A 22795-nucleotide genomic window follows, 5' to 3' on the forward strand; every position below is an offset into this window, starting at 1 on the left:
AAGAGGCAAGAGGCAAGAGGCAAGATGCAAGAAGTAAGAGGCAAGAGGCAAGATGCAAGAGGCAAGAGGCAAGAGGCAAGAGGCAAGAGGCAAGAGGCAAGAAGCAAGAGGCAAGAGGCAAGAAGCAAGAGGCAAGAGGCAAGAGGCAAGAGAGAAGAAGGCGTGTTTGCGACAGCGGGGACGGTTCTTTTTGTCGCGCAATTCCGACAAAAAGAACCGTCCCCGCTGTCGCAACGTCCCCTTTGTCGCCCACTGTCGGAAGTCTATTTTTTAGATGCTTCGGGGAACAACAAGCCCACGGCCAGACCAAAGAGCAGGCCTACCCCCATACTAGGCAGTATGGCTCCCGACAAAAATCCGTAGCTAGTACCGATGCCAAGGCCAAACATAATGCCCTGACTAATGCCTACTTGTGGTTTTTTCATTTTGCTTCCCTCCCTTTGCTTGCCTTTTGCCAAGGCCATGATTTATGAAATCCCGCGAACTCTAAATTATCTCACTATCTTTTCGCGCCTCTGCAGGTATTTCATCACAAGAAGTGTAATGAGTACCGTTGTGTCAGAGACAGTGGACGAGGGGTGCGCAAATGCCGCTAAAGAGAGTATCTACGGATGTGCTAGCTTGTAGCCATAACTCATGCCAATCTAAAGAGCTCAGAACGGCCTTGTGCCTTGCCCACACTGTCATCGACGGCAGCCACGACGCCATTGCTACCTACGACCTAGAGGGCGCGATCACGAGCTTTAATCCCGCTGCGGAACGCCTGTTCAAGTTGCAGGCCGAGCAAGCTGTGGGGTCTAGTGTGTGGAATCTTGTCCCAGGGCATGTCTTGCCCACTGAGCAGGAAGTCCTCCGCGGCTTAGGGGGCGGCAATGCTCCTACCCCTATGGAAACACAGCGCTTGACGAGTGAGGGGGAGTTGCTTGACGTACTAGCTTCCATCTCCCCCCTCTGCTCCCCAGAGGGGCATCAGATTGGCTTTATTAGCGCGATTAGAGATGTTACGGAACAAAAACGCATGATGACGGAGTTTGCGCGCCTAGACCGGCTGTATACATTGAGCGAAATGGCCGCGGGGGTGACCCACGAAGTGCGCAACCCCTTGACCACCGTAAGGGGCTACTTGCAGCTTTTGCGCCTCAAGGAAGAGTTCGCCATGTATCGGTTCCACTTTGACCTCATGATTCAGGAGCTTGACAGGATAAATGAGTTGATCACACAGTTTCTCTCGCTAGGCCAACATACGCGGGGTGAGAAGCAACTATGTTCATTGTGTAGCGTGGTAAAATCATTGCTCCCCCTCATTCAGGCCGAGGCGCTGCTCAGAGACATGACCATCGAGACCCATTTTGAGCCCGACCTTCCCCTGCTTTGGCTTCACGAAAAGGAGATTAAGCAGCTCTTGCTCAATCTCCTCCAAAACGGTATGGACGCTATGGAAAACGGCGGGCGAGTGCTTAACATTGACATAAGGGGCGAATACGGGGCTGTTGTCCTGTGTGTCGAGGACCAGGGCTGCGGCATCCCCCTACATGTCATGGAAAGACTCTTTACACCCTTTGTCTCCACGAAAGAACATGGCACGGGCCTAGGTCTGGCGGTGTGCCGTAAGATTGCCGAACATCATCAGGCGCAAATCAAGGTGCAGACCGACCAGGGGGGCACCAGTATTCAAGTCATTTTCCCAGTGCGCGAGCTTAACCTCCCGCCGGTGGGCTAAAAAACAATACTTCATCACCAGGGTGAATCAGGCTCGACTTCGGCTCCTTACGTCCATTTACATGAACCATCATAATGAGCAGGGGGTCTACCTTTAGTTGCCGGAGCAAGTCCACTATAGCCAGAGGCTCTTCTATCGTTACGACAAAGCGCTCCGCCTCCCCTGGAAAGTACTTGACGACATGCCCACGTACGCTTACTCGGACCTCCCCCATTAGTTGCGCAGAGGAGCGATAACCGGCTCCACAAAGGAGAGACCCAACTCCGCCAGCTTGTGCCGCGAAGGAATTCCCCTCGCGTCCCAGCCGCGCAAGGCGTAGTACTCATCTAGGAGACGGTCGAGAACTTCGCGTGGCATAAACTTGCCCTCGGCCGGACCATCTGGAATGGGCTCTTCCATAAAACGCTTAGGCGGGTAGTCAAAATCGCGGCCAAAGCCTTCGATTTCGCGCAGGCTGTAGGAACGTGTGAGGTTCCATACGCGTTCTGAGAACTTGAGCAACTCATCAAAGCTCTGCTCCTTGCCGGTAACGGCGGCAAAAATTTGCGGATACCAGTCGAGCTCGAAGCCTAATTCCACCCACTGCAGGCGGCATAGGCAGAGCATGTCAAAGAGCGGACGAATATGCTGCAACTCGACTACGCGTTTGGCCTTGCCCTCTAACTTGTCGCGGCCGCTGGCCACGTCAAAAGTGATGGCCCAGGAGCGATTGTGGTGCGCTCCGACATCGGCCGTCATGTACGAGAGCATCATGGCGGGGGCATAGCGGGCCTCATACCCAGTCCATTCTACGCCCTTCACATGAATGGCGAAACGCTCAGAACCCTGTCCAAAAACTGCCGCCGCTCTTTTCACACCATCGGCTAAAATATTACCTATGCCTTGACGGTGTGCCATGGCCTGCGCTAGCCAGACAAAGTCGTCAACACTCCCGAAGTTGAGAGTACGGCCATCTAAATCTGCTGTGGTGATGATACCCTTCTGGTAACATTCCATGGCAAAACCAACGACATTGCCAGCCGATATAGAATCAAGGCCTAGCTCATCCACAATGTAGTTAGCGTAAGCACAGTCTTCAATATTGTCGATCTCGGTATTGCCGCCAATAAGGGCTATGGTCTCGTATTCAGGCCCCTCGACGTGCACGTCATACTGGGGTCTCTTAACGCGTGAGTACTTGCCGCAAGGAATAGGACAGCCGAAGCAGGCCTTGTCCGTTATCTTAATCCTGTTGACTAAGGCTTCGCCGTTGATGTTTTTGTGCTTGGGGAAAAAACTTGTTTGGAAATTGCGCGTGGGGAAAGCGCCAACTTCGTTGACCCAATCCGTGACCCCCGCGGTGCCCTGAGGTGTCCACTCTAGAAAGCCCGGTTTGTCAAAGCAGGCTGCAAACATCTCTTTCCCCTTCTTAAGAACCGCTTCTGGGTCTGCAAGGGGGATGCTCTTCGTGCCGTGCACTGCTATCGCCTTGAGGTTCTTGCTGCCCATCACCGCAGCAATGCCAGTTCGCCCGGCTTGTCGTCCATAGTCGTGGCTGATGCAGGCAAAGAGAACTAAGTTTTCTCCAGCTGGTCCGATAGTGCAAATCTGAAATTCTTCGCCAAGCTCGTGTTTAAGGGCAGTCTCTGTCTCAATGGCACCCTTGCCCCAAAGATGACCCGCCTCACGTATGGAAATATTGAAATCGTCTATCACCAGGTAAACCGGCGATGATGCTTGTCCGGAGAGAATGATGGTGTCAAAGCCAGCCTGCTTGATTTCTGGGGAAATATGCCCGCCGACATTCGAGTCGCCGTAGCCACCCGATGCGGGGGACTTCGCGCCAAACTCAAGCTTGCCAGCACCGGGCAGAAAAACACCCGTGAGCGGCCCCGGGGCGATAATTATCTTGTTATCTGGACCTAAGGGGTCGGCCCCGGGTGGGATTTCATCCCACATGAGTTTAGCCACGAAACCTCTCCCGCCGATAAAGTTATCGGCTAATTCTTGCGGCAGCGGTTCGATACGATGCGTCCTAGCGGAAAGATCTACCCGCAGAATATTCCCTGCATAACCGTTCATTTCTAGCCCTCCCTATCCACCTATACGAGTGAGAACACGTTCTGCATCGACGATAGCCTCGCGCGGACAGTAACGCACACAATCGCCACAATTGTCGCACTTGATAGGAGCGCTCTCGGAATTATGAACGATAAGAACATTAAAAGGACATACTGGTACGCAGTTCATGCAACTAATGCAATCCTCGCGGTGGAGAATATAGACTCCGTCGCTTTCCCTGATGGCATCGACCGGACACACTTTAGCACACTCGCCGCATTGATTACATACCGCAACTTCAAACACCCCAGGAACAGGAAATTTGCCTTCTACACGCAGTGCACCCTTCTTGGGATTGTTCTCGCCGAAATGACTTAGGGCGCAAATCGTCAAACAGACTTTGCATCCTGAGCATCGACTAGATTCTGTAGCCAGACGCAACAAACAAACACCCCCACTAATTATCTTAGAAATTCTACTACAAGTCAGTCTAGTTCGCGATGAAACATCTAAATTCCTGCCTAGTCTAGCTGTCTTCCCCTGGGGGTAGATTCTGCGGTCTAAATGGTGAGCGCAAGGAGGCAATGCGTACTTGGCGCAAAGCTCGCCACCACATAAACAGGGAGAGCGGCACCACGAGCAAGGCAAACTCACCGCGATTTATCGATAAGAGAAAGTTGTAGAGCCCGTGGAGTAGAGTAGGAAACAAGAGCGCCGCGAACAAATAATGCTTGCTATGAGCTACAGAGAACTTAGCTCTCCCGGCATAGTAGCCCATAAAGGCCCCAAACAGGGCGTGCGCCGGCACAGAGAGCACCATGCGAGCGAAGCCGACGACTAAGCCGCCATTTAACACATAGAGAATATTTTCGAGAGCAGCGAAACCAAGAGAGGCGGTGATGGCATAAAGCATGCCGTCATAGGGCTCATTAAAAGCGGGGTGGCGATAGGCAAGTTGCAGCACTACCAAGAATTTAAGCCCTTCTTCGACCAAGGCAATAACTATAAAATTTTCAATAAGGTCATGGAGCAGCCAACGTGGATCTACAAGGAAGTTGAGAATGGAGTAGAAGATTTGCCCGAGCAGAATAACCGGCACAACACTTAAAAAGCCTCCGCCAAAAACCAGGAGGAGGAGTAGGCTCGGCTCTTTCTCGTACTGGTCGCGAACATAAAAATAGGTAAAAAGCGCGAAGATTGGCGCGAGAGCAATGGCCACTAACGGCATGACATGACCTGCCTTTCTCTTACTATGTTCTACCAGCAAGGCGAGAAACCTCTTGCCAGTAGTAATATGTTCTTCACTTCGCCCACAATCATACGACAAGGGCCCCCGCACACACAACGGGGACCCTCACTCTGATAGAGCTAGTGGCGACTTTGCCAAGCCAAGTTAAGGTGCATAATCTTGCGCTTAGTTCGAGGTAATGCCGTGCTTTTACGGTCAACATCGAGAAATGTTCCATCGGTAAAGTAAATACGCATCCTAAGCGGCACGGGAGAAAAATCAGGCGACGCGACCTCGCAGACTTCAACACAGTCAACCACTTTGCCGTTAAACTCTGCGGACAGGCTTTGGCTATGAATAAACTGGAACTGCGGACCGCTGACATGGGCTTTGCGGGGTGCATGTTTGACGCTAATCATACTCACCTCCTAGTTATTACTAGTTGTCAATTGAGACTGGGGCTCGGCAGGTCCTCTTTAATAATTTTATTGGCCACTCTTCGCCAATATCCTGCCCCAAACAGAATTTTTCGTGAATATTTTTTGGCGAGAAAAAACTGCCCAGGTACTGAGGGCAGTTGCGTCATCAAAGAGCTACATTTTGCGGGCACGTAGAGCTAAAAAGAGAGGTATTTCTTCACGGGCCTTATCCATAGCTGCCTTTTTAGGGCCAGCTTGGTCCACTTTATGGCTAGTCCATTCATCCAGGCGATCAACGAAAAGACCGGCATTGCCCAGAGTGTTGATATAGGCCTGTAAAGGTCGATGAAAATGGGTCGTCGTAGAACTACCCAAGCCGCGCGCCGCATCTCCGGGATGAGTAACAATGCTTACTTCGGCACTGCTTAGGTACTGGGAAACGACACGTTGCTGCTGCAAGGACTTTTCATGCCACATCCAATCAGAGTGGCGCGGTATCCGAAAACAGGGGTGCATCATAACTATAACGAGTGTTCCTTTTGGTTTAAGCAAGGACCACACCGCATGCCAGACCGGAGATAGCGGCGTCATGTTCTGGATACTGAGGACGATGGTCACCGCGTCAAAGCTACCAGGCCGCAGTCCATCTGCGGTCTTGCCTATACCCTCGATTAGCTTAGTGGCATCGGCCACACGATAATCTATGGACAAATTGTCTCCACTGTTGCGACGCTTGGCCGCGGCAATAAGTTCTGCAGCAGCGTCTATACCAACAACTTGACAGCCCTCCTTAGCCAAAGCACGACATAAGACGCCTTGTCCGCAAGCTATATCTAGTAGTCGCGGCTTGCCCGAGGTTATTTTGTCTAAGTTCAACAGGCGGAGGACTCCAGGCAGGATGACTTCACGATGATATTCGCTACCCTCGTCTCCCACATGCTTGTCATACCACAGTGCCACATCTCCCCAGTGCGTCTCCTCCGGCCGCCGCGGTGCAGGAGGCGGAGTTGTCTTTGGCAGGGGAGATCTAGGGGCGCGCTTCGTGGCCACCATATCTGCTTGGCGGTAGGCTGCATCAATCCGCTGGCTGCGCTCCGCTGGTTTGTCGTGGCTTATATTGCGTTGTTCCATTTTGACGTGAGCTTGCGTGCGTTGGTCTGGCCTGTCATACGGTTGTTTGCCTTGGTCTGACCTGCCATAGGGTTGTTTACCTTGGTCTGGCTTGCCATAGGCTTGTTTACTTTGGTCTGGCTTGCCATAGGCTTGTTTACTTTGGTCTGGCTTGCCATAGGCTTGTTTACTTTGGTCTGGCTTGCCATAGGCTTGTTTACTTTGACCTTGCTTGCCATAGGGCTGTTGGCGTTGATCCGGCCTTTCGTGGGGCGGTACTCGCTCGTCGGTTATACCGTAGGCGGGACTGCGCCTTTCGGCTTTTCCGTATGTTTGCTTGTTTTGATCGGGTTTACTATAGGTTTTTTGGCGCGATCTAGACCTGTCGGTAGATTGCTTTCGCAGAGTGCCAGAAGGAACGCCTCTCTCGGAAACATCCTCGCGCACGGTCTCTTTTCTATCTCCAAATGGCTTTTTAAAAGGTTTTTTGAATGGCATGTGTTGGCCCTCCTCGGCTGTATATATGGTGTAGTCTACCACAGGTAACGATGAATAGCCATTCTCTTGACGAACGCACCTAGGCTCGTTATACTCATGCTAATTGAAAAGCAGCATTGAGAGGAAGAGTAACTCTAGACAAGGCTCAAGAGAGCTGGGAATGGTGGGACCCAGTGCGTTAGACTAGAGCGAAGAACATCCTTGAGCTTCCGCCCGAAAGCAGTTTTGCGAGTAGGCTCGGACGGGTTGCCCGTTACAGCTATGGAGTTGGCCCACTAGGGCAACTTGGGTGGCACCGCGAATTAGCCCTTCGTCCCAAGAGCAATCTTGGAATGAAGGGCTTTTATAGTTCCACAAATTCAGATAAGGGGGACTGACCATGCCAACAACTACCGCCAAGAGCCTCTACCGTGAACTAGCGCACAATGTTGACCAAGAGGTACACCTCGAAGGCTGGGTGCGCACCATACGCGCCTCTAACACAGTAGGCTTTATCGAGTTCAATGACGGAACCTTTTTTAGGAATGTGCAAATTGTTTTCGACAACACTCTCGCCGACTTCGCCACTATCACGAAGCTTGCCGTCGCTTCGGCCATAGGCGTACGAGGCGTAGTGGTAGCAACGCCAGGTGCCAAGCAACCCTTCGAAATAAAGGCAAGCGAAATCACCGTAGAGGCGGGCTCGGACAGTGACTACCCTTTGCAGAAAAAGCGGCACTCTCTAGAATTCTTGCGCGAAATAGCCCACTTGCGCCCTCGCTCTAACCTCTTCTCGGCTGTGTTTCGCGTGCGTTCCGTTGCGGCCCATGCTATCCATTCTTTCTTTCAAGAGCAAGGCTTCGTCTACATCCACTCCCCCATTATCACTAGCAGTGACGCCGAAGGCGCCGGAGCAATGTTCAGAGTAACTACTCTCGACCTGCTAAATCCACCGAAAACGGCAGGGCGAGTTGACCATACCCAAGATTTTTTTGGCAAAGAAACCTTCCTCTCGGTAAGCGGGCAGTTAGAGGCCGAGATTTTCGCCTTAGCGTTTAAGAATGTCTACACCTTTGGGCCTACTTTTCGGGCCGAAAATTCGCATACAGCGCGCCATGCCGCTGAGTTCTGGATGATAGAGCCAGAACTCGCCTTCGCCGACCTCGCCGACAACATGGACAATATTGAAGCTCTTGTAAAATATATCGTAAAGTATGTACTCCGGGAATGCCCCGAGGAAATGGAGTTTTTCAATCAGTATGTGGAACCTGGCCTGTTAGAGCGGCTAGAAAAGCTGGTGGAATTAGACTTTGTGCGGCTCGACTACAGCAAAGCGATCGCTATTCTGCAAGAATCGGGGAAGGATTTTGTCTACCCTCCTTCGTGGGAGGACGGCCTGCAGACTGAACACGAACGCTACCTCTGCGAGGAAGTCTATCAGAGGCCTGTGTTCGTAACCAATTACCCCAAGGGTATTAAATCTTTTTACATGCGCTTAAACGATGATGGAATCACTGTGGCCGCCACAGACTTGCTGGTTCCTAGTATAGGTGAGTTAGTCGGCGCGAGCCAGAGGGAAGAGCGCCTAGATGTGCTGGTCGCCCGCATGAATGAACTCGGCATGCAGCTAGAACCTTACTGGTGGTACCTGGAGCTACGTAAGTACGGCGGGGTTAAGCATGCAGGTTACGGCCTTGGTTTTGAGCGCCTGATTATGTACTTGACAGGCGTAAGCAATGTGCGCGATGTCATCCCTTGCCCGCGCACTGTCGGCAATCTCAAGATATAGACTAGGCCACTTACGACAAGAGCCACCCTTTAACCTTGCCGATCAAGCCGACTTCGGCTAAAGCCTTGTATACGACTAGGAGTAGGGGTCCCATGGCTAGGCCGACAAACCCTAGCAGCACCAGCCCCACATAGCTCGCAATTAGCGTAGGCAGAGGCTCAATGCCAATATTTTCTGAAAGAATATACGGCGAGAGACTATACCGCCCCAGCAGAGTAAGGGCATATATTATGGCCAAGCCACCTGCCAAGAACATATTGTCGGCCAGCAAGGACCAGACAATCCAAGGCACAAAGATAGCCCCCGGACCAAGCACGGGCAAGGCATCGACTACGCCGACAGTGACAGCAAGGAGCATGACAAAACGAACTCGTAAGAGAACGAGGCCCACTAAGACAATGATGGACGTCACAACCATCATGATTAATTGCGTTTTTGCCCAGCCCAAGGTGGCCTTAGTGAGGCGAGCAAGTACATCGAGCAGTGGCCGTGCTGTCCCGGGTGGAGTCAAACTAACTGCGCGGGACTTCAGCCCATCTAAATCCACCGTAATAAAGAAGGCCGCCACTACTAAGACGATTATAAAAACCACAGCTGTAGGGACCAACGAAGCGAAGCCCACAATGGCGGTAATGATAACCGGAATGGTGGCACTCATTTGTTCAGCCAAGTTGGCAAAATTAAAATCTAAGGCCAAGAGCGCCCTTAGGTCGATGGGCAAGAAAGCAAAGTATTCTTGTACCAGGGACACAATTGCCTCTCCCTGCTCAGTGAGAAGGGCCTGCCAGTGAGGTAGCTTGCTGACAAAGTAGGTGAGTTCCGCAATTAACCTGCCTACTATCCACACTGAAAACGCTACTGCGACATAGCACAAGCTTGTTAGCACCAGCAAGGTGGGGAGATATGGCGTGAGAGGCGAAAATGACGTTGCAAGAGACGCACCGGCGCATCGATGATGAGGGCAATGAGAACCGCCAAAATAAATGGCGCCAACAGCACCATGGACAGTAGCAAAAAACGATACCCCAAGTAGATGACGGCAAGTAGCAAGAAAGATTTCCAGGCGATTTTAAGATAAGTCAGGGTGACGCTACGTTCTAAGCCCATGTTTTCCCTCCCCTTAGGTGACAACTTATTATACCAAAAAACGAGCACACAGTGATGCAAGGCGTGAGCCAATATACTTTTTATACTACAAACAACCAATGGCGCTACAAATCATGGTACCATTGTTCTAGAATCGAATGATGCCGCTAGTGAAAATTTACACAGGAGGTCAGGCTATGAAAGCACTCTTTACGGGCAACGAGGCCATTGCGCGAGGCGCCTACGAATATGGCGTAGCCGTGGCAACAGCATACCCAGGCACACCAAGTACCGAAATTCTAGAGAATATCAGCAAGTACAAAGAAATCAAAGCACAGTGGTCACCTAATGAAAAAGTAGCCATGGAAGTTGCAGCAGGTGCCTCCATTGCTGGGGCGCGTACTCTCGTTGCCATGAAGCATGTCGGTGTGAATGTCGCGGCCGACCCTTTATTCACCATGTCATACGCTGGGGTACAAGGTGGCCTTGTACTCGTTACAGCTGATGACCCAGGCATGCACAGCTCACAAAATGAGCAAGATAACCGCTACTATGCCATGTTTAGTAAAATTCCCATGCTGGAGCCTAGCGATAGCCAAGAGGCCAAGGATTTTGTGGGGCACTCCCTCCTCCTCAGTGAGGAGTTTGATGTGCCAGTGCTCTTGCGCATCACCACGCGCATAGCTCACTCTAAGACTATTGTCTATCTAAACGAACCAATGGAGCGCCTTGTTAAGCCTTATACTAAGGACATACAAAAAAATGTCATGATACCTGCCCATGCGCGGCAAAAACGCCTCCTGCTTGAAGAACGCCATCGCCAACTCAAAGAGTATAGCGAAGCCACCCCCTTAAACCGCATTGAATGGCAGGACAAAAAAGTCGGTGTTATTACTTCAGGAATAAGCTATCAATATGTCAAAGAGGCTCTACCCATGGCTTCTGTACTCAAACTCGGGTTTACCTGGCCATTACCAGAGAACCTTATCCGTAGCTTTGCCAGAGAAGTAGAGACTCTCTATGTCATTGAAGAGAATGAGCCTTACCTCGAAGAACAAATAAGAGCGCTCGGCCTGCAAGTGGAAGGAAAAGCCCTCTTCCCCATCATGGGTGAACTTTCCGCTACCATCATTCGCCGCGCACTTGGTACTAGCGCCTTAGCAACAACTATTTCCTCGGTCAGGGTGCCCAATCGCCCACCCGTACTCTGCCCAGGCTGCCCACACCGCGCGGTGTTTTATGTCCTAAAGCAACTGCGCCTAGTTGTTACGGGCGATATTGGTTGCTACACGCTAGGTGCGCTTTCGCCCTTAGATAGCATGGATACGTGTATTTGCATGGGGGCCTCCATACCCATGGCGTTAGGCTTCGAAAAAGCTCATCCGGAGCTCGCGGAAAAGACTGTGGCAGTAATTGGTGATTCCACCTTTGCGCATTCGGGGCTTACTGGTCTTATGGATATAGTCTACAACCAGGGTACCGCAACCGTTCTCATACTAGACAACAGCACGACGGCCATGACTGGGCATCAAGAGCATCCTGGCACCGGCAAAAGCCTTAGTGGAGAAACTACCCCGCAAATTGATATAGCTGCACTATGCCGTGCCATAGGCGTCAGCCGCACCTTCGTCGTCGACCCCTTTGAGATGGACGGTCTAAAAGACTTGCTGAAGAGAGAAGTAGCCACGCGGGAGCCCTCGGTCATTGTCGCTAGACGTCCCTGCGCCTTGATAGTCAAACAAACAACAGAAGCCCTCGCCGTTGATGCGACAAAGTGCGTGGGCTGCAAGATGTGTGGGCGTATTGGCTGCCCTGCCATAAGCTTCGTCGATAAGAAAAGCCATATCAACAGCTCTCTGTGCATAGGCTGTGGTCTATGTGTGGGGCTATGCAAGTTTGGCGCTATAGCGAAGGAGGTCCGCTCATGAAAACACTAAACATCCTATTGGTAGGTGTCGGGGGCCAGGGCACCATCCTCGCCTCCAAGATCTTGGCCGAAGTCGCCATGATGCAGGGCTTAGACGTCAAGATGTCCGAAATTCACGGCATGGCTCAACGCGGCGGCAGTGTAGTTACACAAGTACGCATGGGCGAGAAGATTTACGGGCCCGTTATCGATGAAGGTGAGGCCGACTTTATAGTCGCCTTTGAGAAACTCGAAGCACTGCGCTGGATACATTACCTGCGGCCGGGCGGCGTGGTCGTGGTCAACAACCAGCAGATTGACCCCATGACAGTGATTACCGGCCAATTTGTTTACCCCCCAGAGATCTTAGATACTCTGCTGGAGCGTGCCGATGATGTCAATATCTTAGACGCGCTACAATTAGCAAGAGAGGCCGGAAGCGCTAAAACAGTCAATGTGGTGCTACTAGGTGCTCTAGCCCGCAAAATGGAGATCCCCAAGGAGGATTGGCACGAAGCTATTCGCCGCACAGTAGCACCCGCCTTTCTCGCTCTTAACATGGCGGCTTTTAGCGCCGGTCTAAAAGAGGCGTAACACAAAATCATCAAAAGGCTGACTAGTGCCTAGGGCACCAGTCAGCCTTTCTTACTGCTACACTACGATTCCTAAATGATACCTAGCCAGGTACTGAGCAACGTGGTTAGTTGACCCAGTAGTAGCGAGATACGTCCGGCAACAACGTTACCGAAAGATACCCCGAAGGTAATCATCATCACCCAACGGCCAGCTTGCGAAATTCTCTTGACTGGACCACTCTGAGGTATGGAGAAGACAAAGTAGGTCAGGACCACCAAGACACCAAAGACGATGAGGAAATTATCAAATGTCCTGTTGAGCAAGAAGTTACCAGCCGTATCGTGCACTATGATGTCAATCATCGTCGCCCTAGCTTGCAGAATAGCTTGCGAGTTCAGCGATGTAAAGAGCGATAATCCCACACCATTACCCACCAAGTAGGCAATCGGCCAGCGGCTGACCCACGCATAGCCCTTGATAAAGCGCGCGTACAACATCAGACCTAGGACGAACGGAACAATAAAGTGCCACTCGTTCCTAGTCGTCAACGGCACATAGCCAAAGCGATGGATGTTGCCGATAGCGGTACCAATAGCGTGACCAGCCGTTGAGCCCACGAAAACGTGTTCTGCAAAGCGATAAATGGGGTTCTCCTTGTAGATGAAGGAGAATATAGCCAGCATGCATGCTGCCATTACCCAAGTCCAAACACTCATGGAAATATTCACTGTTTCACCTCCTCTATAGTGGTGAGGTATCTATTAAATGATTCTGATCTAAACTAGTTCTTCTTGCTAAAGAAGTAGGCCACGTTACCAACAATGATAAAGGCGACAATGATTAAGTGCCCTATGGACTGCGCATCCATCATGGCAGCACCCTGTCCGATAATGCCGGTTAGCTGCTCGTATTCGGCTGCACCGCGCAGACCTCCTAAAAGACCCTTCATTTGCCCTGAGGATACGAAAGGCATGGCGGCAGGTACACTCACGGTAACGACAGCCGCGGCGAACTTCACGCCCATGGGGTCGACAGCTTGGCGAATGAAGGCATTGTAGCCAGGGTCGCCAGCAGAGAGACCGATGACGAAGGCGAAGTCATTCATGTCTACTATGCCATCCATCAGGGTGAGAGCATCAATGTTGTTGCCCCGCACATCTGTTTTAATAACGCGAGAATCCTGAGCGAAGGACATGATGGCGTTCTCGCCACCGGCCATAAAGCCGAGGTCAATGAAATCTTCGCCATACGTTAGACCGCGTGCTTCTAAATCGCGCATAATCATTTCCGACATCTGTGGACCTTCCGGCCAGAAAGATACGGCAACCCATCTAATACCACGCGCAGTCAAATGCTCGACAAGGGCGACAGACGCAGGATGCAGATCGGGAGCGCTCGCCGGAGAATAGTCGAACGACAACAGCACTACATCAGTGGCCGGATCTAGGTCTTCAATAATATTGTAAATAGAACGAGTGACCTCTTGCGTCGACAACGGAATACCTATCGGCCAGATGAGGGGAACAATCAAGCCAATCATCAAGATAGTGTAAATAATTCTGCGGTCGATATTCTGTAATTGTTTGGCCCAGTTCATCTAAGGGCACCTCCTTTCTCTAAGAATGGATTACTCGCCACCGAGATATCCGCGTTCAAGTCCGAAGAGGATGCGCAAGCTCGTGGCAAAGCCGCCGATGGCCGCCCCGATAATAATAGCGCGTTGACCTGCTGTGTTGGGCACTGCCAAGAGCCAGCGTTGCAAGCTTGGAAAGTAGTCCCAAATAATAGCACCGATAGGAGCTGCGCCCAACATTACCACAATAGCTGCTACCAAGAGCACCGACGCCTCTAAGCTACGGGCGCGGAAGGCACGGTAGGAAGCTGAGGCAATGTAGAACGCTAGGATGGCGAACATCGCACCCGAAAGAGGAGCAGCGATATTGTCGAAGATACGGCTGTAGAAAGCTACTATGTCTGGGTCAGCGGGCCTGAGCTCGCGAATCGTACGAGCCACAGTGAAAAATAGCATTGAGAAAACGAGAGCTGCGCTGTTAATCCAGCCTGGACGCTTGCGAGCTACATAGTTGCCGTGTAGACGAAGCAGGTTAACCGACGCTAGACCAATGGCGAACGCGGAAATGATAGTCGTCCACGGGCTCAAGTAAACGCTGACGATCTCACGGAACTGCATCCCCACGAGCGGAACATCACCAGTAGTGATGGGACCAAACAAGAAGATTACACCCACCAAGAAAGTTATAAAAAGTGGAATTTCTCTACGCAACTGTTACACCTCCTTTTTGAGGATTATCTATTAGTAACCATAGTTCACACTACTTGACAAGAAGAACTCTTATAGTACTACTTAACGAGTAGTACTCGCAGCCAATCGTTACCAGCGGTCATCATGACGGCACCGACAAAAATCACAGCCATCAAGGCGAGCTTAATATAGTCTTGAGAGGCAATACTGCCCAGCCTGACCTTATCTTGCGATAGGTAGGCGCCACCGGCGTAAATTTCTTCTCCGATGAGGGTGTAGTCACACGCGGCGACAAAGAAGGGAATTTGATGCATATTCGCAGTTCCAGCCACCTGAATGGCACCAACTTGGGCACCACCTTCTGCCATCAAGAGAGATTCAGCCCAGAAGGCACCGATCATCAAGTTAGCAGCCACGCGCTGACGGGCGAAAATACCTAGTACACCGGCGATGTACGCAAACTGCTCGCTAGAGAGAAAGCGCACCGTGTCCTCTTTGAAAAGGTCTGTCTTTCCGGCAGCCATGTATCCCTGACGCACAACTTCCTGAGCGAGAGGAAAAACGTTAGGAATGCGGATACTGACGATGAGCTCTGCGTTGTACTTGGCAGAAAGGCCTGTTACATAGCCGAGCACCTCGAGTGCGGCGAAGGTTTGGGGGGCAGTGTCACCAGTGACGTCGGCAATTCCAGGGGAGAAGTGCACCGGCTTGCCCATTTCAGTAGCACGACCGATAGCCTCTTCAATAGCCTCCAGACCAGCGATGCGACGGAGTTTTACTACGAACTTACCATCCTTGGCCAACTTTACGATTAACAGAATGCAGATAGAGACAAAAAGCATCGTCCAAAAACCAAAAATATTACCCGGGACTAATTTCATTTTTTCACCTCCCTATTTTTTATATATCAATCCCCTGCCTAGACAAGGGAAAATTAAGCCCCTCACGCATAACTATTTGCCGTGCGCATCGCATATTCCTGCAGCATGGGTAAAAATATTTATTGAGGATACTTGCCACACTTCAACGCATATTTCGACAAATTGTGACACCCTCATATTAACAGACAGCTTGGCCAAAGAAAAATGCCGCCACTTAAAGCTACCTTCTGCACACTACCCCGCTCTCATTTTACATAGCTTTAACGCTCTATTTCTCAACTACATCTCCGTAAGTGACGTAAATTTCTGCTGAATTGAAAGAACCTAGCTCAATTAAGGCTAAGTTCTTTCGCGCCTTCTTACTCGGCCTCACGCCGCGCTGCCCGTCTAAGTTGCGCTAGCAAAGGTGCCAGATTAGGCAGTCCCGCCGCAACTAGGTTTTCGAGAATGCTTATGCTTTCGACGGTAAAAAGGAAGCCGTAGACCAAGGTCTTGCTCATGACGGCAACTACTTCTGTACCCGCCACATGTTCTACTTGCGCACAGAGGACACCCAGCGTAAAGTAGGCCACTAGCTTGATAAAAGTACCCCGAAAAGCTTTTTTGCTTGAAATTTCACCCGCTGTCAGCGCCACCATGAAGCCACCTTTTTGGGCCGAAATCGCCACCAGCTTGCTAACTAGGTCGAGCATAACGGCAATCCACACAGCAAGAAAGGCGGCGTCTGGCTCCACGAGGTAGTAGATGATGGACCATACTAGGCCGAGCAACCTAATTGTGGGCGGACGCAAAGTCTCTCTTAAACTCTCGAAAAGCTGCATGTTTCACCTCCTAAAACTAAGAGGGGTGCCGCGCACCCCTCCGTGGCTTAACCGAATATGGTACTAACGCCGCGGCTGACGACTCGCGCGCCAACTCTATCTACCAACGCGCCCTGCGCACTCACAAAAACATTGCGGGCGATGAGCATGTCCATCGCAGCAGTCACTTCAGTCTCTGTTAAGTCTTCGCGCGGATCGACCACCGAAATGGTAACCGGCCGGCCGCCTGCATTGGTAAACACCATTTGCAAAGTCTTATTCATTACTTTTGACCTCCTTTCCTCACTACTCAACTAGTTGTGAATCCTGCACTTACTAACCAATTACTCTAGCTTCGTCAATGCGATGGACAAAGAGCACCGGATGTTTCTGCAGACTAGCTAGCACAGCGGCTATGGCCGCTACATCGGTATCGGAGACAGAATCGCGCAGACGATTGTAGGCCCGGTGACGCAGAATAGCCGCGCCTTCTAAGTCTTGACCTACCTGTACGGTGATGCGCAAGCGAGAGAGTAGATTTTCACGAATTGCCATTTGTTTACACCTCCCTTCCCTTGTTGTAAGTCGGCCGACTCACTGACTAGATTGTACGAGGTAAAGATCTACTTGCCGAAGGTGGAGTTTGACCAAACTAGGGCGTAAACTAACGCGAAAAGGCCTAGAAACCCTAATTCTTGCCGCCATAAACGACAAAGTACCACCTCAACAGAATAAAAAAGGGAGCCGCTTGGCTCCCTTTAAAAGTAAACTAGTACGTTCCCTGCTGCTTCACTAAAGCCCGTTCCGCCATTTCAATCATTCTGCGCACCATGTGACCGCCGACCGCGCCGCAGTCGCGAGAGGGAATGTGTCCCCAGTAGTCTTCGCTACCCTGGTAAACCGGGATCCCTAGTTCTGCCGCGATTTCATACTTCATATTGTCGAGGGCCTTATGGGCTTCTGGCACTACTTTCTTACCGATTTGTGCGCTGCCTTTTGCCACGTGACATCATCTCCTTTCAACTATAGAGTTCCCTCTTTAGCGTGAAGTGATGATGCTAAAAATATTGGTGCTCTTCTATTATTAGTAATTACAGATTCTACCTTGTGGCTTTAAGGGTGCTAATTCCTAGCGCGCATTCAATCCGTTTTTTTTGCAAGACGCAGGCTAAGGCGTCGGGCTTGAGGAAGTTGCCATGAGCATAGAAGGCAGAAGCATGGCAACCGCCACTGCAGTAGAGTTTAGCCCAGCACGCCAGGCAGTCTGGTTTACGGTAAACATTCACTTGCGCGAGTTCACGCGGCAAGTCTAGGTTTACCAAGCCCTCAAACACTGTTCCCAATTTAAATGGCTCGTTCCCCACAAATTGATGGCAGGGGTAAATATCACCATCTGGTGTTATTGCCACATAATCCCACCCGGCACCACAACCTATAATGCGTTTGCCGAAGCACGGCCCGTTATAGGTTGCCACATTGAAATGAAAAAAATTAAAGGGGTCCCCGTTTTCTTGTTTCTCTAGGTAAAAATCTGTCAAACGATCGTATTCCCGACATAGAGCCTCCTCGTGTTCCCTAGTTAAGGCGAACGATTCACCTGCTCCGCCCACTACCGGCTCAAGTGAAATCTCCCGCAACCCTAGCTCATAGAGATGCTCTACGTCCCTGGCAAAATCGAGATTGTGAGCGGTATAGGTACCGCGCACAAAGTAATTTTTTCCACCACGACTAGCGACGAATTTAAGGATAGCCTCGCTTACTGACGCGTAACTACCGACATCGTCGGCAAAAGGGCGCAAGAAATCGTTAACTGCGGCCCGCCCGTCTAGGCTCAGCACCACAGACATTTGGTTTTCATTGAGAAAACTTGTTTCCTCCTCCCCGAGCAAGGTGCCGTTCGTCGTCAGGGTGAAACGGAGAATTTTGTTTTCTTTCTCTGCCTCTTTGCGGCCATAAGCAACTATCTCTTTGACGACAGCAAAGTTTAGCAGTGGTTCACCACCAAAAAAATCGACCTCGAGATGTTTGCGGCTACCAGACGAACGCAAAAGAAAGTCTATGGCCGCCTTGCCTGTTTCTACATCCATCAAAGTGCGTCCACCGCCAAAGTTGCCGGTAGCGGCAAAGCAGTACTTACAGCGCAAATTGCAGTCGTGGGCGACATGCAGGCACAAGGCTTTGACCTGCGGGCTGTCCTCGGCGAACTCTGGTTCTTGCGGCAGGGCGACATTTAAAAGCCCTTCATCACAAAGGGCTTTCACTTCTTCAAGAGCTACGTCAATGTCAGCGGGAGAAAAACGAGCGCTGAGTTTCTGCCTTACTTCACTTGGCGAAGCTTGGCCGTAACTTTTAATAACCTCTCCTGCTAGCTCGTCTACGGCAAACAGGGAGCCGGTGATGGGGTCTAAAACTAAAGTCGTGCCGCGAAAAGTAAATACGTGCACGCTAGTTCTTGTTTTGGCAGACCTGATTGCCAACGGTGCAAGAAGTCTTGCAGGCAGATTGACATGAAGTTTGGCATTCCCTGCAGGCGGTGTTTTTTTCGGTAGCTATGATGCTGCCTTTTACTAGGGTCTTGATGTGTTTATTCATTGCAAAAGCCCCCCTTTAGATATCCGACTCATTCTACCACGATAATAGGTGCGGGGGAAGACGCCTTGCGTAATGGCTTGGGAGGTGCTATCATAAATTTAAATACGAACACTTGTTTGGGGGAAATGCTGTGTCCAAGCGATATAACGAGCCAATTCGTGTCTTTGGCAAGGAGGCGCGTCTAGAGGCCTTTGTGTGGCGACAGAAACTTTATCGCGTCGAACAAGTCCTACAATCTTGGAACATGAGCAGCGGGTTATGGCATAAAAACGCCAAAGATCGCCAGTTTTCCCTTGTAGCGGCTAGCCACAACCATGCTCGAGGGGTCTTCGAATTGTATTTTGAGTGTCTAGAGAAGCAATGGTTTCTCTTTAAGGTCGTTGATTAATATGTTTGTGCATCTGCATGTTCACTCGCATTTTAGTTTTAAAGACGCGACCCCTTCCCCGCTACGACTAGCGCAAAGAGCCAAAGAGCTCGGAATGTCGGCTCTAGCGCTCACCGACCACAACACACTAGCCGGTGCTATTCGTTTCTACCAGGCTTGCCGGCGCCATGATGTTAAACCCATCATTGGGTGCGAAATCACCCTCGACACAGGACACCACCTTGTTTTACTGGCGATGAATATCAAAGGCTACGGCAACCTTTGCCGCCTTGTGACAGCCATGCACCTCTCAAACCCTAGCAAGAAGACGGAAGCCTCCCTCGCCATGGTTGAAAAACACAGTATGGATCTAATTTGCCTGACCGCCTGCTCGCAGCGGCAAGTAATTACCCGTGCCTGCCTGATTAATCTCAAAGAAATTTTCGCTGACCGACTCTACGTGGAGCTAGAGAACCCCCTCACACAGGATAGCCCTCGCGTCCTGCGCCAGCTTGTTCATCTCGCAGAGGAACTAGAGTTGCCGTTAGTAGCCACCAATAATGTGCACTTTCTTTCTCCCCCTGATCACCGTTGTCGCGATATTTTAGCGGCCATGGGCGAGAACGTTACCGCTCTGCATCTAGGGTCGACGCGACATCCCAATAGCGAACGCTATTTTAAGAGTGCCACCGAAATGGATTCTCTATTTAAGGAATACCCCGAGGCTGTAAAAAACTGCAGCCAAGTAGCCGCACGCTGCAACTTAGAGCTCCCGCTAGGGACGTATCGCTTTCCTTACTTCCCTTTACCAGCAGATAAAAGCGATGCCTTTTTGTATTTGCAAGAGCTCTGCCTAGATGGTCTAGGGCAGCTCTACCCTAAAGACCTTGCGCCGCTCTCCCGTCTCGATTACGAGCTCAGCGTTATTCGCGAGCTAGGTTTTGTGGAGTACTTTCTCGTGGTGTGGGACATTGTCAATTTCGCCCGCAGCGAAAAAATACGCTGCTCTGGCCGGGGTTCGGCGGGAGATTCGCTGGTTGCCTATGTACTCGGCATAACCGCGGCAGACCCAGTCGACAACAACCTTATCTTTGAAAGGTTTTTAAACCCTGAGCGCCGCGGCATGCCCGATATTGACCTAGACTTCGATTCGGCGCGGCGCGACGAAGTGCTCGCCTATGTCTACCACCGTTACAGCGAAAGCAAAGTGGCCATGGTGGGCACAGTCAACACCTATAGTTCGCGCAGTGCTCTGCGTGAGGTCGCTAAGGCCCTCTCCTTTTCTAGCTCTGAGATTAGCCATCTCGCCGCCTTTATGCCCCGCACCGCGGCCAGTAACATGGAGGCGGCTATAGAGAAGTTGCCAGAGCTATCCTCCTTTCCTAAGGGGCCACGCTATGATGATCTACTCGCGATTTGTGCCGAACTGGAGGGAGTACCGCGCCATTTAAGCGTGCACTTAGGGGGCGTGGTAATTAGCCGCGAACCTCTTACCGACCTAGTACCCCTAGAATGGAGCGCTAAGGGCATTATTGTCACTCAATACGACAAGGATGACATCGAGGCCCTCGGCCTTGTTAAGATGGACCTCTTGGGATTAAGAGTGCTTTCGGCTATACAGTATGCCGTGGACTCTCTCGCTCGGGCTGAAGTTCATATCAGCACCAGTGAAATTCCTTTAGACGACCCAAAGACCTTCGCCCTACTGCAGTCGACCCACACTGTGGGTGTTTTTCAATTAGAGAGCCCTGGCATGCGCGAGCTCCTAGGGCGACTACAGCCAACTACTTTTAGTGATGTCGTGGCCAATATCGCCCTTTTCCGCCCTGGCCCCATGCAGGCCGATATGATTTCACCCTTTATAGCTCGGCGCCATGGGGAAGAGGAAGTAAGCTACAGCCACGAAAGCTTGCGCCCCATCTTGGGCGAAACTTACGGGGTCATTGTCTATCAGGAGCAAGTGCTACAAGTCGCGGCAGCACTAGCCGGCTTTAGCCTCGGTCAGGGCGACCTTTTGCGTCGTGCCATGACTAAGAACTGCTCGCCAGAAGAGCTAGAGACTATTCAGACGGCCTTTTTGGCGGGATGCCGCGAACGCCACGTTGCCAACGAGGTTGCGGAGACGGTGTTTAAGCAGCTGGCGGCCTTTGCCGCATATGGCTTTAATAAGGGACATGCCGCGAATTTCGGCCTGGTCGCCTACCAGACTGCCTATCTTAAAGCGCACTACCCCGCCCATTTTCTCGCTGGGGTGCTCAATAACCAACCGATGGGTTTCTACCCGTCGCGCGTTGTCCTAAATGAAGCGCGCCTTTCTGGCATTGCTATTTTGCCTCTCGATCTTGGCCATAGCAAGTATGACTTTACCGTAGAAGGTAGTGCCCTACGTGTCGGCCTGATGTGCATCCCCTCTTTTACAGCGGCCCACTACGCCCTGCTCGAGGACAACCGCACCGCACAAGAACTGCAAAGCTTGTCAGATGCCTTAAGACGCCTCCCCTTCCCAGAGCAGCTATGGCAAAGCCTGCTTCAGGCCGGAGCACTAGACTGTTTTGGCGCGCGCAGTAGCTTGGCGAACACCATCTTGCACTCTTTCGCTACCACAAAGAAAGCTACCCGCGGCCAATTTTCTCTCTGGATTGAAGAGGAGGCCAGCGACTATGGCTCGGCTCCCCCGAGCCTCAAAGAGCGTTTGCGGGGAGAGCTAGCTATTACCGGTCTGACCTACACCATGCATCCCTTGCGCCTCTATGAGGATTACTACCGCAAACTAAATATAACCTACAGTGCGGATCTGCTAAAACAAACGCATGGCGCACGCCTCAAGGTGGCCGGCTTTATCGTGGCAAGGCAAACACCCCCTACTCGGAGTAAGCAGCGGGTGATATTTCTCACCATTGAAGACCCCACTGGCCTGATTGATGTCGCCGTGTTTTCCCATGCCCAGCAAAAATACGCCGCCTGCGCTTTAGAGGCGACCCTGCTCTACATCGAAGGCACCGTGCGGCGTACAGGCAGACGTAGTGTTAGCATCAACGCCGAAAAAGTCTTGGATTTAAGGAGTGTCGTTACCTGCGATGGCGCAAAGACTCCCTTGCCTTAGGCGCGAGAAGACCACCCACTCCTCCACAGACCACGGCACCGCCAACGCGCCACAACACTTCTCTGGCTACGGGCTCCGCCAAGACCATAGCGCCAAACGCCAACACCAGCACACTGTACATTAACCCCACTAAACTGCCGTACAAAAGGGCACTGCGCCCGCTCTTACGCGCTGCATAACCGCCGCCCCACAGCACACTAGAGACCCCAGCAAGAGTGGCAACCAGCGACATATAGTGCTCGGGCAGGGCGGTATAGGCGAAGAGAATACTGACGACACCAAAAAGAACAACCGAGAGAAGAATCGCTGCGCCCGTGCCTTTGAGGATAGGCATTACCTGAAATGCTGTTTTTGCTGCCTCCGCCCCTCGCACAGCTCTACGCCCTGGCATTACTCGCGCCATAACAAAGCCCCCCATCTGTCTTTTGTAAAGACTAT

26 protein-coding genes and 1 other annotated feature are annotated in these 22795 nt (G+C 51.4%); of the genes, 6 read left to right on the forward strand and 20 right to left on the reverse strand.

Going from position 1 to position 22795, the window contains the following annotated elements; genetic code table 11:
- Positions 1-263 precede the first annotated feature (263 nt).
- Positions 264-425, reverse strand: a complete 162-nt coding sequence (locus KGZ92_01130; protein ID MBS3887888.1) for a hypothetical protein — start codon at positions 423-425, stop codon at positions 264-266.
- Between the two features lie 161 nt (positions 426-586).
- Between KGZ92_01130 and KGZ92_01135 the strand changes: the two genes are divergently transcribed.
- Complete coding sequence (locus KGZ92_01135; GenBank protein MBS3887889.1) at positions 587-1720, forward strand: PAS domain S-box protein; 1134 nt, start codon at positions 587-589, stop codon at positions 1718-1720.
- On the opposite strand, the gene KGZ92_01140 is transcribed toward KGZ92_01135, so the two are convergent.
- From KGZ92_01140 to KGZ92_01165, 6 genes are all read right to left on the reverse strand, one after another.
- Entirely contained in the window at positions 1698-1934 is a 237-nt protein-coding gene (locus KGZ92_01140) for a hypothetical protein (protein ID MBS3887890.1), read from the reverse strand. The two genes, KGZ92_01135 and KGZ92_01140, sit on opposite strands and share 23 nt — an antisense overlap.
- A complete protein-coding gene (locus tag KGZ92_01145; GenBank protein ID MBS3887891.1) occupies positions 1934-3781 on the reverse strand; it encodes an aldehyde ferredoxin oxidoreductase family protein in 1848 nt (615 codons plus the stop codon). The genes KGZ92_01140 and KGZ92_01145 overlap by 1 nt, the downstream gene beginning before the upstream one ends.
- Before the next feature lie 12 nt (positions 3782-3793).
- Positions 3794-4201 (reverse strand): 4Fe-4S binding protein, encoded by a 408-nt coding sequence (locus KGZ92_01150; GenBank protein ID MBS3887892.1) that lies wholly within the window; start codon positions 4199-4201, stop codon positions 3794-3796.
- Between the two features lie 85 nt (positions 4202-4286).
- Positions 4287-5027, reverse strand: a complete 741-nt coding sequence (locus KGZ92_01155; GenBank protein ID MBS3887893.1) for a PrsW family intramembrane metalloprotease — start codon at positions 5025-5027, stop codon at positions 4287-4289.
- Positions 5028-5128: 101 nt separating this feature from the next.
- Complete coding sequence (locus KGZ92_01160) at positions 5129-5407, reverse strand: hypothetical protein (protein ID MBS3887894.1); 279 nt, start codon at positions 5405-5407, stop codon at positions 5129-5131.
- A gap of 174 nt (positions 5408-5581) precedes the next feature.
- The gene (locus tag KGZ92_01165; protein MBS3887895.1) at positions 5582-6460 is read right to left on the reverse strand and encodes a class I SAM-dependent methyltransferase; all 879 of its coding nucleotides are present in this window, start codon (positions 6458-6460) and stop codon (positions 5582-5584) included.
- A 662-nt stretch (positions 6461-7122) separates the two neighbouring features.
- Positions 7123-7336 (forward strand) — a binding site (T-box leader).
- Between the two features lie 58 nt (positions 7337-7394).
- Here KGZ92_01165 and asnS point away from each other — a divergent pair.
- Positions 7395-8783, forward strand: a complete 1389-nt coding sequence (asnS, locus tag KGZ92_01170; GenBank protein MBS3887896.1) for an asparagine--tRNA ligase — start codon at positions 7395-7397, stop codon at positions 8781-8783.
- A gap of 10 nt (positions 8784-8793) precedes the next feature.
- Here asnS and KGZ92_01175 read toward each other — a convergent pair whose 3' ends face one another.
- Together KGZ92_01175 and KGZ92_01180 are read right to left on the reverse strand one after the other, a co-directional pair.
- On the reverse strand, positions 8794-9657 hold the full coding sequence (locus KGZ92_01175; protein MBS3887897.1) for an AI-2E family transporter: 864 nt from the start codon (positions 9655-9657) through the stop codon (positions 8794-8796).
- Between the two features lie 5 nt (positions 9658-9662).
- Positions 9663-9890 carry a hypothetical protein gene (locus KGZ92_01180; GenBank protein MBS3887898.1) on the reverse strand — a complete coding sequence of 76 codons (228 nt, stop codon included), beginning with the start codon at positions 9888-9890 and terminating at the stop codon, positions 9663-9665.
- 176 nt (positions 9891-10066) lie between these two features.
- Between KGZ92_01180 and iorA the strand changes: the two genes are divergently transcribed.
- Both iorA and KGZ92_01190 read left to right on the forward strand, forming a co-directional pair.
- Positions 10067-11797: an indolepyruvate ferredoxin oxidoreductase subunit alpha gene (gene iorA, locus KGZ92_01185; GenBank protein MBS3887899.1), complete on the forward strand. Its 1731-nt coding sequence runs from the start codon at positions 10067-10069 to the stop codon at positions 11795-11797.
- Complete coding sequence (locus KGZ92_01190) at positions 11794-12369, forward strand: indolepyruvate oxidoreductase subunit beta (GenBank protein ID MBS3887900.1); 576 nt, start codon at positions 11794-11796, stop codon at positions 12367-12369. The genes iorA and KGZ92_01190 overlap by 4 nt, the downstream gene beginning before the upstream one ends.
- A 71-nt stretch (positions 12370-12440) precedes the next feature.
- Here KGZ92_01190 and KGZ92_01195 read toward each other — a convergent pair whose 3' ends face one another.
- The 10 genes from KGZ92_01195 to scfA form a co-directional block, all read right to left on the reverse strand.
- On the reverse strand, positions 12441-13079 hold the full coding sequence (locus KGZ92_01195; GenBank protein ID MBS3887901.1) for a hypothetical protein: 639 nt from the start codon (positions 13077-13079) through the stop codon (positions 12441-12443).
- A 53-nt stretch (positions 13080-13132) separates the two neighbouring features.
- Positions 13133-13948, reverse strand: a complete 816-nt coding sequence (locus KGZ92_01200) for a hypothetical protein (protein ID MBS3887902.1) — start codon at positions 13946-13948, stop codon at positions 13133-13135.
- Between the two features lie 30 nt (positions 13949-13978).
- A complete protein-coding gene (locus KGZ92_01205) occupies positions 13979-14635 on the reverse strand; it encodes a hypothetical protein (protein ID MBS3887903.1) in 657 nt (218 codons plus the stop codon).
- A gap of 77 nt (positions 14636-14712) precedes the next feature.
- On the reverse strand, positions 14713-15495 hold the full coding sequence (locus tag KGZ92_01210) for a hypothetical protein (protein ID MBS3887904.1): 783 nt from the start codon (positions 15493-15495) through the stop codon (positions 14713-14715).
- Between the two features lie 359 nt (positions 15496-15854).
- Entirely contained in the window at positions 15855-16316 is a 462-nt protein-coding gene (locus tag KGZ92_01215) for a phage holin family protein (GenBank protein ID MBS3887905.1), read from the reverse strand.
- 47 nt (positions 16317-16363) lie between these two features.
- On the reverse strand, positions 16364-16579 hold the full coding sequence (locus KGZ92_01220) for a DUF2922 domain-containing protein (protein MBS3887906.1): 216 nt from the start codon (positions 16577-16579) through the stop codon (positions 16364-16366).
- 52 nt (positions 16580-16631) lie between these two features.
- Entirely contained in the window at positions 16632-16850 is a 219-nt protein-coding gene (locus KGZ92_01225; protein ID MBS3887907.1) for a DUF1659 domain-containing protein, read from the reverse strand.
- Positions 16851-17064: 214 nt separating this feature from the next.
- The gene (locus KGZ92_01230; GenBank protein MBS3887908.1) at positions 17065-17298 is read right to left on the reverse strand and encodes an alpha/beta-type small acid-soluble spore protein; all 234 of its coding nucleotides are present in this window, start codon (positions 17296-17298) and stop codon (positions 17065-17067) included.
- A 97-nt stretch (positions 17299-17395) separates the two neighbouring features.
- Positions 17396-18739, reverse strand: a complete 1344-nt coding sequence (gene scfB / locus KGZ92_01235; GenBank protein MBS3887909.1) for a thioether cross-link-forming SCIFF peptide maturase — start codon at positions 18737-18739, stop codon at positions 17396-17398.
- 1 nt (position 18740) lies between these two features.
- Positions 18741-18887: a six-cysteine ranthipeptide SCIFF gene (gene scfA, locus KGZ92_01240; GenBank protein ID MBS3887910.1), complete on the reverse strand. Its 147-nt coding sequence runs from the start codon at positions 18885-18887 to the stop codon at positions 18741-18743.
- A gap of 130 nt (positions 18888-19017) precedes the next feature.
- Here scfA and KGZ92_01245 point away from each other — a divergent pair, with 130 nt between their 5' ends.
- Positions 19018-19275, forward strand: coding sequence for a hypothetical protein (locus tag KGZ92_01245; protein ID MBS3887911.1), 258 nt, complete (start codon positions 19018-19020; stop codon positions 19273-19275).
- Position 19276: 1 nt separating this feature from the next.
- Positions 19277-22357, forward strand: coding sequence for a DNA polymerase III subunit alpha (locus KGZ92_01250; GenBank protein MBS3887912.1), 3081 nt, complete (start codon positions 19277-19279; stop codon positions 22355-22357).
- Here KGZ92_01250 and KGZ92_01255 read toward each other — a convergent pair.
- Positions 22323-22760, reverse strand: a complete 438-nt coding sequence (locus KGZ92_01255; protein ID MBS3887913.1) for a TIGR04086 family membrane protein — start codon at positions 22758-22760, stop codon at positions 22323-22325. The two genes, KGZ92_01250 and KGZ92_01255, sit on opposite strands and share 35 nt — an antisense overlap.
- Positions 22761-22795: the final 35 nt, after the last annotated feature.

It is taken from the genome of Bacillota bacterium (assembly GCA_018333655.1).
Classification (GTDB): Bacteria; Bacillota; UBA994; order UBA994; family UBA994; genus BS524.